The organism is Mesorhizobium sp. M1A.F.Ca.IN.022.07.1.1 (assembly GCF_003997575.1).
Taxonomy (GTDB): domain Bacteria; phylum Pseudomonadota; class Alphaproteobacteria; order Rhizobiales; family Rhizobiaceae; genus Mesorhizobium.
In genome coordinates this window covers 1-10,655 of sequence record NZ_RZST01000208.1, presented here as the reverse complement: position 1 = coordinate 10,655, position 10,655 = coordinate 1, and the positions used below count along the sequence as shown (strand labels likewise).

Here is a 10,655-nt window from a genome sequence, read left to right as displayed (position 1 = left end):
TTCATGGAGGTCGCCAAGCTCAGGGCCGCGCGGCTGCTCTGGTCGAGCCTGATGAAGAAGAATTTTGCGCCGAAGGACGAGCGCTCGCTGTCGCTGCGCACCCATTGCCAGACATCGGGCTGGTCGCTGACGGCGCAGGATCCCTACAACAACATCACCCGCACGATGATCGAGGCGATGGCGGCAACGCAGGGACATACCCAGTCGCTGCACACCAATTCCTTCGACGAGGCGATGGCGCTGCCGACCGACCATTCGGCCCGCATTGCCCGCAACACGCAGCTCATCCTGCAAAAGGAATCCGGCACCACGCGCATGATCGACCCGTGGGGCGGCTCGGCCTATGTCGAGCGGCTGACACATGATCTGGCGGCCCGCGCGCTCGCTCATATCGAGGAGGTCGAAAACCTCGGCGGCATGGCGGCGGCGATCGAGAAAGGCATTCCGAAGCTGCGCATCGAGGAAGCGGCGGCGCGCACCCAGGCACGCATCGATTCCGGCGAGCAGGTGCTGGTCGGCGTCAATGCGCATCGCCCGCAAGCCGACATCGAGGTCGATGTGCTGAAGATCGATAATGCCGAGGTCAAGGCCCGGCAATTGGCGAAGCTGCAGCGGCTCAAAGGCACGCGCGACGTCGCGGCCCTGGAGGATGCCCTAACCGCCCTTACCCGGGCGGCTGAAAGCGGCGAGAACCTGCTCGAATTCGCGATCCGCGCGGCGCGGGCCAATGCGACCGTCGGCGAGATCTCGCTGGCGCTGGAGAAGGTGTTCGGGCGCCATGCAGCCACCGTGCAGACCATCTCCGGCGTCTATCGCGACGCGCTCGGCGACAATCCGGCGGTCGATCGGCTCAAGGACAAGCTCGAAGCCTTCGAGAAGAAGTCCGGTGCAAAGCCGCGCATCCTGGTCGCCAAGATGGGCCAGGACGGCCATGATCGCGGCCAGAAGGTGATCGCCAGCGCCTTTGCCGATCTCGGCTTCGAGGTCACCGTCGGACCGATGTTCCAGACGCCGGAGGAGATCGCAAAGCTGGCGGTGCAGCATGATGTCGACATCATCGGCGCGTCCTCGCTCGCGGCCGGACATCTGACGCTGATCCCCGAGCTCAAGGAGGCGCTGAGGAAGCTCGGCCATGGCAACATGCTGATCGTCGCCGGGGGCGTCATCCCGCCACAGGATTACGACGCGGTGCTGAAGGCTGGGGCGGCCGAAATCTTCCCGCCGGGCACCGTCATCCCGCAAGCGGCGGACAGGCTGATGGACAGGCTGCTGTCGGTCGAGTGAATAGCCTGTGTCGGGAACTGGTCAAACGCAACTCGTTGCTAAGGCTTATCGGCACAGCTAATGCGCCAATCGAGAGAGGAAGAGGATCCCGTCCTCAACCCGCTTCTTGCTGGCGACCATGTCAGTAGTTCCCAATCGGTTGTTATAATTTCCGTTGCAACAACAGGCCCTCCAGTTATAATTGCCGTTGCAACAGGACGACCTACCATGAACATCACCATTCGAAAGATTGGCAACTCCGAAGGTCTGATTTTGCCGAAAGAGCTTCTCGACCGACTAAACCTGAAGGCGGGCGACAACGTCATCGTCGTTCAGGAGGGCCAGGAGCTGCGCTTGCGCCGCCTTGAAGACTCTGCCGAAGAATTCGAGCGTAAGATGAAGATCGCGCGCGAACGGATGAAGAAATACGAGGTTGCCTACCGCGCGCTCGCTAAATGACCGAGCATCATTCGCGAGAATTCGTGGAGGCGATGCACGCTGAGCAGTTGCGCCTCCACGGCGGAGCCTCCGGTATACGCGACCAGGGCATGCTGGAATCTGCCCTCGCGCCCCCCCAACAGAAGGAAGCGTACGGCGAGCCCGATCTTTGTGAACTCGCGGCGGCCTATCTCTTCGGCATTGCGAAAAACCACCCCTTCGTTGACGGGAACAAGCGCACGGCTTTTGCCGCGGCCGATTTGTTTCTTTATTTCAACGGGTTAAGCGTAGAAGCCGAACAGCAGGAGGTTATCCAGTTGGTGATGATGGTCGCCGCAGGTGAAATCGATGAGATCGGAGCCGCGGCGTTTTTCCGCGACCATACAGTCAAGCCTAAGGCCTAGTTGTCGGCCTTGTCCGAAAGCTTGACGATCTCCCACTCCTTGCCGTTGACGGCAACGACCTCGCCGACCTTCTTGCCGAACAGGGCCATCGCCATCGGCGAGACATGGGAGATGCTGCCTTTCGACGGGTTGGCCTCGTCCTCGCCGACGATGCGCCAGTGGACCTTCTTGCCGTCGCCGTTTTCCAGCGTGACGCCCATGCCGAAGCGGACCACATTGCTGCCGGACTCCGGCACCGAAAGCTCCGCGCTCTCGCGCCGCGCGGTCCAGTAGCGCAGGTCGCGGGACACTATTGCGAGGCGCTCGCGATCGCCGCGTCTTTCGGCCTTGGCCATCTGATCTCGCAATTCGGAGAGATTCTCTTCGATCATCGCGAGTCCCCGCTCCGTTACCAGATTGCGGTGCGGACTGATCGGCCGTTCGCCGACACCGGCAATGGCGTTTTCGCTGTCTTCCTCGCGGGTGAAAGCTCTACTCATAACATGAACTTAAGCTTGGTGAGGCAACTGCACAAGCGGTTTGCCTGCGAGCCTGCCTTGGCACGAATCCTGCGATGGAGCGGTTGAAACGCCAGGACCTGTGCCGATGTTGAACAGACGAACGCTGCTTGCCCGCACCACCGGCCTCGCCGCTGCCGGCCTCCTTGCCGGCAAGGCGTCGGCGAAGATGCTGCCCGGCATTGAGAAGGCCACGATGCGCGGCTCGATCAACGCCATCGAAATCGGCGTGCAGCCGGGCGCGCTGGACGACCAGAGCAAGGCCTTCGCCAAGATGCTCAGCGACGCCAGCGACCGCGATGCGCCGGTGTTTCTGCCGCCCGGCACCTATCTTGTCTCCAACCTGAAGCTGCCTGCCCGCGTGCGCCTTTCGGGCGTCCCGGGGGCGACCCGCATCGTCTATGGCGGCAACGGCCACCTGATGATGGCGGAACAGGCCGAGCATATCGAGCTAAGCGGGCTGGTGCTGGACGGCAGCAACCGCTGGCTGGCCGACTATACGCAAGGGCTGCTCGATCTGCGCCGCGTCGCGCATCTCGCCATCGACAATTGCCAGGTCACAGGCAGCGGCAAGAACGGGCTGGCGCTGGAACATGTTTCAGGCCGCATCGGGCGCTGCGATATTTCGGGTGCGGCAGACGCCGGCATCTATTCGGTCGAGGCCGGCGGGCTGGAGATCTCGGGCAATACCGTCTCGGATTGCGCCAATGGCGGCATTCTCGTGCATCGCTGGCAGCAGGCGGAAGACGGCACCATCGTCAGCGGCAACCGCGTGCAGCGCATCGGCGCGAGGAGCGGCGGCACCGGCCAGAACGGCAACGGTATCAACGCCTTCCGCGCCGGCAATGTCATTATCTCCGCCAACGTCGTGTCGGACTGCGCCTTCTCGGCGATCCGCGCCAACAGCTCCAGCAATCTGCAGATCACCGGCAACACCTGCTCGCGCTCGGGCGAGACGGGGATTTATTCGGAATTCTCCTTCGAGGGTGCGATCCTCAGCAACAATCTGGTCGACGGTGCCGCCAATGGCATCTCGATCGTAAACTTCAACGAAGGCGGCCGCATGGCCGTGTGCTCGAACAATATCGTGCGCAACCTCTCGACGGTCGGCCCCTACACCGCCGACCCGCCGGGCTTCGGCGTCGGCATCAGCGCCGAGGCCGAAACCTCCGTCTGCGGCAATGTCGTGGAGAACGCGCCCCTCTACGGCATGCAGCTCGGCTGGGGTCCTTATCTGCGCAATGTGGTTGCAACGGGCAACATCATCCGCAAGTCCGGCACGGGCATCGTCGTCAGCGTCGTCGAGGGTTCCGGCAGCGCGGTCATTTCGGACAATATCATCGACGCCGCGCAGAACGGCGCCATCATCGGCCAGCGCTGGGCCAATCCGGTGACGGGCGATCTGGCAAGATCAACCTTACCGGCTACGCGCATCTGACCGTCGAGCGGAACAAGGTCAGTTAGGCCAGCGCCGCCGTCGGCCGCAGCAAGCCCACCTTGGCGCCGATACGGCTTTCGACCGGCGGATGGGCGAGTTCGGCAAGCTTTGCCGCGAGCGCTTCGTCGCTGCGCAGCAGCTTGGCCAGCACGGCGGCGATCATCACCTCGGAGGCGCGGCTGGCGCCGTCATCGCATTTCAAGGCGATGCCGAGACCGTGCTCGGGCAAGGCCGCGCAATAAACACCCTCGGCGCCGGTCTTGACGAAGATGCGGCCGGGCGCGGCCCGCATCAGCGCGAGGTCCGCCTTACCGGTGCCGGCCACCAGGAACGGTTCGGCCATGCAGGTCGAGAGCAGGCGCTTCGCCGCCTTGGCGCGTTCGAGCGCAAAGCCCCTGCCCGTCGCCATACGCGCAAAGCCCAGCGCAAAGCTCTTCAGTGGCACTGCATAGGTCGGGATCGAGCAGCCGTCGGTGCCGCAATGGTCGACATCATGCGCGGCGCCGGTCACCGATTGCATCGCGTCGCGCACCATCTCCTGCAGCGCATGGCCGGCCTTGACGTAGCCGCCATGGGCAATGCCGGAATGCACGCAGGTACAGAGGAAACCGGCATGCTTGCCGGAGCAATTGTTGTGGAGCGGGTTGGGCGCGCTGCCGGTGCGCGCCAGCGCGATCGTCGCAACGTGGCTCGACGGCCAGTGCGCGCCGCATTCGAGCGCCGTCTTATCGAGACCGGCCTTGGCGAGCATTGCTTGCGCCAGTTCGACATGCGCCGGCTCGCCTGAATGCGAGGCGCAGGCCAGCGCCAATTCGCGATCGCCGAAGCCGTAGGCGTCGGCAGCACCGGATTCGAGCAGCGGCAGCGCCTGGATCGCCTTCACCGCCGAGCGTGGAAACACCGGTCGCGCCGTATCGCCGATCTCCCAGACAGGCTTGCCGTCGGCGTCGAAGACAGAAACCGCGCCGCGATGAGCGCTTTCGACCACCGCGCCCCGCGTGACTTCGACCAGAACCGGATTTGCCATGCTGCCTCCCGCACGCGCGCGCCGGGCGCCGCTTCAATGCGGGCCGCTTCTACCTGATCCGATCGAGGATGGAAACGTAGTTGGCCACCGCAGCACCGCCCATGTTGAAGATGCCGCCGAGTTTTGCCCCAGGCACCTGAATGCCGCCGGCCTCGCCGGTCAGCTGCATGGCGGTGAGCACATGCATGGAGACGCCGGTGGCTCCGATCGGATGGCCCTTGGCCTTCAGCCCGCCGGACGGGTTGACCGGCAGCCGGCCGTCCTTGGCCGTGACGCCCTCCAGGGCGAGCTTCGCGCCCTCGCCGGGCTCCGCCAGGCCCATCGCCTCGTATTCGATAAGCTCGGCGATGGTGAAGCAGTCATGCGTCTCGACGAAGGAGAGGTCGTCGAGCGTGACGCCGGCCTTCTTCAGCGCCTGGCCCCAAGCCCGCTCGCAGCCCTCGAAGGAAAGGATGTCGCGCTTCGACATCGGCAGGAAATCCTGGACGTGCTCATTGGCGCGGAAGGTCACGGCGCGGCGCATCTTCAGCGCCGTCGCGGTGTCGGTGAGCACGAGCGCGGCGGCGCCATCCGAGACCAGCGAGCAGTCGGTGCGCTTCAGCGGACCGGCGACGAAGGGATTCTTCTCACTTTCCTGACGGCAGAACTCGTAGCCGAAATCCTTGCGCATTTGGGCATAGGGATTGTCGACGCCGTTTTTGTGGTTCTTGGCGGCAATCATGGCGAGCGCATCCGACTGGTCGCCATAGCGCTGAAAATAGGCCTGCGCGATCTTGCCGAAGACGCCGGCAAAGCCGGCCGGCGTTTCGCCATCCTCGGGCAGGTAGGAGGCTTTCAGCAGGTTCTTGCCGATCTCGGGCCCAGGTGTGGTGGTCATCTGCTCGGCGCCGACCACCAACACGACGCGGGCGGCGTTGGAATCGATGGCGCGGACGCCTTGTCTCACGGCAGCCGAACCGGTGGCGCAGGCATTCTCCACGCGCGTCGCCGGCTTGAAGCGCAGCCGGTCGTCGGCCTGCAGCACCAGGCTCGCGGTGAAATCCTGCGGTGAGAAGCCGGCGTTGAAATGGCCGAGCACGATCTCGTCGACATCGTGAGGGCCGATGCCGGCATGATCGAGCGCGTCCACGGCGACCTTGGTGATCAAGCCCTCCAGCGTCTCGCCTTCGAGCTTGCCGAAACGCGAATGCGCCCAGCCGACGATGCATGCGGTCATGACAGCCTCCATCTGCCGCGCAGCCTAGCACGTCCGGTCGCGGCATGACATTCAATATTGTTCAATAGTGAACCGTTTTCCAGCCGAAGGGATGGGGCCAGAGCGATACGATCGATTGATCCGATGCCGATTTTTTATTGATTGATGCGTCAATAAAAAATAATCTCGCTTCGAACCGGACCCCTCGCATGCCGAAAATCGGAATGGAACCGCTGCGCCGCAAGGCGCTGATCGACGCGACGATCTCGGCAATCGGCGAGCGCGGTTCGCTGGACGTGACCATGTCGGAGATCGCCGGCCGCGCCGGCGTGTCGTCGGCGCTCGCCCATCACTATTTCGGCGCCAAGGACGAGCTGCTCTTCGCCACGATGCGGCACATCCTTGCCGAGCTCAACATCGATACAAGACGAGCGCTTCGCGTCGCCGCGACACCGCGCCAGCGCGTCTCGGCCGTCGTTGCGGTCAGTTTCTCCGACGAGCAGTTCCAGCCGGAGATCATCGCGGCCTGGCTCGCCTTCTATGTCGAGGCGCAGAAATCGACCGAGTTGCGGCGGCTGCTTCGTATCTATGCGCGGCGGCTCAATTCCAACCTGATGAGCGGGCTGACCGGCATTCTGCCGAGGGCCGAAGCGGACCGCGCTGCGGAAGCGACGGCGGCGCTGATCGACGGACTCTACATTCGGCGCGCGCTGAAGGACGGCGTGCCCGATGCGCAGACAGCGATCGCGCTCGTCGAAGATTATCTCGAAACCAAGCTCAGCGGACGGAGCCTGCCTTGACCACCGAACGACCCAATTTCCTGATCGTCATGGTCGATCAGCTCAACGGCACGCTCTTCCCCGACGGCCCGGCGGATTTCCTGCACGTGCCGCATCTCAAGGCGCTCGCCGCTCGCTCGGCGCGTTTCGCCAACAACTACACCGCCTCGCCGCTTTGCGCGCCCGGCCGGGCCTCGTTCATGAGCGGCCAGCTGCCGTCGCGCACCGGGGTCTATGACAACGCCGCCGAATTCTCCTCCTCGATCCCGACCTTCGCGCATCATCTGCGCTCCGCCGGCTATTACACCTGCCTGTCCGGCAAGATGCATTTCGTCGGACCGGACCAGTTGCACGGCTTCGAGGAGCGGCTGACCACCGATATCTATCCGGCCGATTTCGGCTGGACGCCGGATTACCGCAAGCCCGGCGAGCGCATCGACTGGTGGTATCACAATCTCGGCTCGGTCACCGGCGCCGGCATTGCCGAGACCACCAACCAGATGGAGTATGACGACGAGGTGGTGTTTCTGGCCGAGCAAAAGCTGTACCAGCTTTCGCGCGAGCAGGACGATGCGGGACATCGGCCCTGGTGTCTCACCGTTTCGCTATCGCACCCGCACGATCCCTATGTCGCGCGCAGGCAGTACTGGGATCTTTACGAGAACTGCCAGACGCTCGATCCCGAAACGCCGTTCATCCCGCATGACGAACAGGACACGCATTCGCAGCGCCTTTACCGGGCAAGCGACTATCAGTCCTTCGAGATCACGTCCGAGCAGGTGCGCCGTTCCCGGCGCGGCTATTTCGCCAACATTTCCTATGTCGACGATAAGCTAGGCGAGCTTCTGGACGTCCTCAAGCGCACTCGCATGCTTGACGACACCATCATCCTGTTCTGCTCGGATCACGGCGACATGCTGGGCGAGCGCGGCCTGTGGTTCAAAATGAGCTTCTTCGAGGGCTCGGCGCGCGTGCCGCTGATGATCGCCGGCAACGGCGTGCCAGCCGGCCTCATCGAGGCGCCCGTCTCCAATCTCGACGTGACGCCGACGCTCTGTGACCTCGCCGGCATTGATATCGCTGCAATCGCGCCGTGGACCGACGGCCAGTCGCTGCTGCCGCTGCTCGGCGGCAAGCCGCGCACCGCACCCGTTCTCATGGAATATGCCGCCGAAGGCTCCTATGCGCCGCTGGCCGCGATCCGCGACGGCAAATACAAATTCGTCCATTGCGAGCTCGACGCACCGCAGCTGTTCGACCTGGAGGCCGACCCGCTCGAACGGAACAACCTCGCTGACGAGCCGGCGAACGCTGCCCTGGTGGCGGCGTTCATGGAAAAGGTCCGGGCGCGCTGGGACATGGCCGCGTTCGATGCCGCGGTGCGCGAAAGCCAGGCACGCCGCTGGGTCGTCTACCCGGCGCTGCGCAACGGCGCCTATTACCCCTGGGATTTCCAGCCGCTGCAGAAAGCCTCGGAGCGCTACATGCGCAATCACATGAATCTCGACAACCTCGAAGAGAGCAAACGGTATCCGCGAGGCGAATGATGGCAGACGTTCTGGTTCCCACCCTCGACCGCCTGAAGCAGGCCTATGCGGTGACCTCGACGGCGACGCAAGTCACGCCGCTGTTGGACTCGGCCGCACTTGCCCGGGAAGCCGGCGCCGCGCGGGTGTTCGTCAAGCCGGAATCGCTGCAATGGGCGGGGTCCTTCAAGGTGCGCGGCGCCTATTGGCGCCTTAAGCGGCTGTCGCCGGACGAAGCGAGGAAGGGCGTGGTCGCCTATTCCTCCGGCAATTTCGCGCAAGGGCTTGCGGCTGCCGGCCAGGCGCTCGGCATTCCCGTCACCATCGTTATGCCGATCGACGCGCCTGCCGCCAAGCGCGACGCGACCGCCGGCTATGGCGCGCGCGTGGTGCTGACCGATCATGGGGAGCGTGCCCGCGAGGAAGTTGCCGCCGCCAAGGCGCGCGAGATCGCCGAGACCGAGCACCTCACCTTGCTCCACCCCTTCGACGATCCCGAGATCGTCGCCGGCCAGGCAGGGGCCGGGCTGGAAGCGCTCGACCAGTTGGCGGCGAAGAAGGCCCACGCCGATCTGGTGTTCTGCTCGGTTGGCGGCGGCGGGCTGATCGGCGGCGTTTCGCTCGCCTTCCATTATCTGTCACCGAACACCGAGATCATCGCCGTCGAACCGGAAGGCTTCAACGGCATGGGCTTGTCGCTGGCGCATGGCGCGATCGAGACGATGCCGATCGGGCCGAGATCGATCTGCGACGGGCTGATGGCGCGCAAGCCAGGCGAGGCGCCCTTCGCGGCGGTGAGTGCTGCCGGCGTTCGCGGCGTCACCGTCGAAGATGCCGCGGTGCGGAATGCAATGAAGATCGCCTTCGAGCGGCTGAAGCTGGTGCTGGAGCCTTCGGGCGCGGCCTCGCTTGCCGCGCTGCTCGGCGGCAAGGTGGATGTGGCGGGCAAAACCGTCCTTGTGGTGGCTACCGGCGGCAATGTCTCGCTCGCCGACTTTATGGCGCATATGAACAATGCTTGAAGCGGATTTCGTCATCATCGGATCCGGCTCCGCCGGCTCGGCCATGGCCTACCGGCTGTCGGAAGACGGCAAGCATTCGGTGATCGTCATCGAGTTCGGCGGCACCGATATGGGGCCGCTGATCCAGATGCCGTCGGCGCTGTCGATCCCGCTCAATATGAGCCTTTACGACTGGGGCTTCGCCAGCGAGCCGGAGCCGCATCTCGGCGGCCGCGTGCTCGCCACCCCGCGCGGCAAGGTGATCGGCGGTTCGTCCTCCATCAACGGCATGGTCTATGTTCGCGGCCATGCGCGCGACTTCGACCATTGGGCCGAACAGGGTGCTGCCGGATGGGGCTTCGCCGACGTGCTTCCATATTTCAAGCGCATGGAGGATTCCGACGGCGGCGAGGACGGCTGGCGCGGTCAGGGCGGCCCGCTGCATGTGCAGCGCGGCACGCGCAAGAACCCGCTTTACGGCGCCTTCCTCGAGGCGGGCCGGCAGGCCGGCTTCGAGCTCACCGACGACTATAACGGATCGAAGCAGGAAGGCTTCGGGCCGATGGAGCAGACCATCTGGCGCGGCCGCCGCTGGTCCGCGGCCAATGCCTATCTGAAGCCGGCGCTCAAACGAAAAAATGTTAGCCTGCTCAAAGGTTTCGCGCGGCGCGTGGTGATCGAGAATCAACGTGCCGTCGGCGTCGAGATCGAAGCTCACAAACAGATTCAGGTCGTTAAGGCGCGACGTGAGGTGATTGTGGCGGCGTCGTCGATCAATTCGCCGAAGATCCTTATGCTGTCCGGCATCGGTCCGGGCGCACATCTGCAGGAAATCGGCATAGAGGTCATTGCCGACCGGCAGGGTGTCGGCCGCAATCTGCAGGACCATCTGGAGCTTTATATCCAGCAGGAAGCGACCAGACCGATCACGCTGAATTCGGTGCTCAACCCGTTCTCCAAGGCAATGATCGGCGCGCAGTGGCTGTTCTTCAAGACCGGCCTCGGCGCCACCAACCATTTCGAGGCGGCGGCCTTCGTGCGTTCGCAGGCCGGTGTCGACTACCCCGATATCCAGTATCACTTCATC

10 protein-coding genes and 1 pseudogene are annotated in these 10,655 nt (G+C 64.2%); 8 read left to right on the top strand and 3 right to left on the bottom strand.

Annotated features, from left to right (window positions below):
- The 3 genes from EOA75_RS21325 to EOA75_RS21315 all read left to right on the top strand — a co-directional run.
- On the top strand, nucleotides 1-1,284 hold a 1,284-nt coding region (locus EOA75_RS21325), incomplete at its 5' end, for a methylmalonyl-CoA mutase family protein (RefSeq protein ID WP_206517023.1).
- 207 nt (nucleotides 1,285-1,491) lie between these two features.
- Complete coding sequence (locus EOA75_RS21320) at nucleotides 1,492-1,722, top strand: AbrB/MazE/SpoVT family DNA-binding domain-containing protein (protein ID WP_067320863.1); 231 nt, start codon at nucleotides 1,492-1,494, stop codon at nucleotides 1,720-1,722.
- Nucleotides 1,719-2,105: a type II toxin-antitoxin system death-on-curing family toxin gene (locus EOA75_RS21315; protein WP_127325086.1), complete on the top strand. Its 387-nt coding sequence runs from the start codon at nucleotides 1,719-1,721 to the stop codon at nucleotides 2,103-2,105. The genes EOA75_RS21320 and EOA75_RS21315 overlap by 4 nt, the downstream gene beginning before the upstream one ends.
- On the opposite strand, the gene greA is transcribed toward EOA75_RS21315, so the two are convergent.
- Nucleotides 2,102-2,584 (bottom strand): transcription elongation factor GreA, encoded by a 483-nt coding sequence (gene greA / locus EOA75_RS21310; RefSeq protein ID WP_127325085.1) that lies wholly within the window; start codon nucleotides 2,582-2,584, stop codon nucleotides 2,102-2,104. The two genes, EOA75_RS21315 and greA, sit on opposite strands and share 4 nt — an antisense overlap.
- A gap of 106 nt (nucleotides 2,585-2,690) precedes the next feature.
- Between greA and EOA75_RS21305 the strand changes: the two are divergent.
- Nucleotides 2,691-4,066: pseudogene (locus EOA75_RS21305) on the top strand (TIGR03808 family TAT-translocated repetitive protein).
- On the opposite strand, the gene EOA75_RS21300 reads toward EOA75_RS21305, so the two are convergent.
- Nucleotides 4,063-5,067: an asparaginase gene (locus EOA75_RS21300; RefSeq protein WP_127325084.1), complete on the bottom strand. Its 1,005-nt coding sequence runs from the start codon at nucleotides 5,065-5,067 to the stop codon at nucleotides 4,063-4,065. The pseudogene EOA75_RS21305 and the gene EOA75_RS21300 sit on opposite strands and share 4 nt — an antisense overlap.
- Before the next feature lie 49 nt (nucleotides 5,068-5,116).
- On the bottom strand, nucleotides 5,117-6,283 hold the full coding sequence (locus EOA75_RS21295; RefSeq protein ID WP_127325083.1) for an acetyl-CoA acetyltransferase: 1,167 nt from the start codon (nucleotides 6,281-6,283) through the stop codon (nucleotides 5,117-5,119).
- A 188-nt stretch (nucleotides 6,284-6,471) separates the two neighbouring features.
- Here EOA75_RS21295 and betI point away from each other — a divergent pair, with 188 nt between their 5' ends.
- From betI to EOA75_RS21275, 4 genes are all read left to right on the top strand, one after another.
- Nucleotides 6,472-7,062: a transcriptional regulator BetI gene (gene betI / locus EOA75_RS21290; RefSeq protein WP_067320854.1), complete on the top strand. Its 591-nt coding sequence runs from the start codon at nucleotides 6,472-6,474 to the stop codon at nucleotides 7,060-7,062.
- Entirely contained in the window at nucleotides 7,059-8,588 is a 1,530-nt protein-coding gene (betC, locus tag EOA75_RS21285; protein ID WP_127325082.1) for a choline-sulfatase, read from the top strand. Before betI ends, betC begins: the two co-directional genes overlap by 4 nt.
- Nucleotides 8,585-9,589 carry a threonine/serine dehydratase gene (locus EOA75_RS21280; RefSeq protein WP_164747478.1) on the top strand — a complete coding sequence of 335 codons (1,005 nt, stop codon included), beginning with the start codon at nucleotides 8,585-8,587 and terminating at the stop codon, nucleotides 9,587-9,589. The genes betC and EOA75_RS21280 overlap by 4 nt, the downstream gene beginning before the upstream one ends.
- A partial coding sequence (locus EOA75_RS21275) for a GMC family oxidoreductase N-terminal domain-containing protein (protein ID WP_127325080.1) occupies nucleotides 9,582-10,655 on the top strand: 1,074 nt, incomplete at its 3' end. The genes EOA75_RS21280 and EOA75_RS21275, both read left to right, overlap by 8 nt.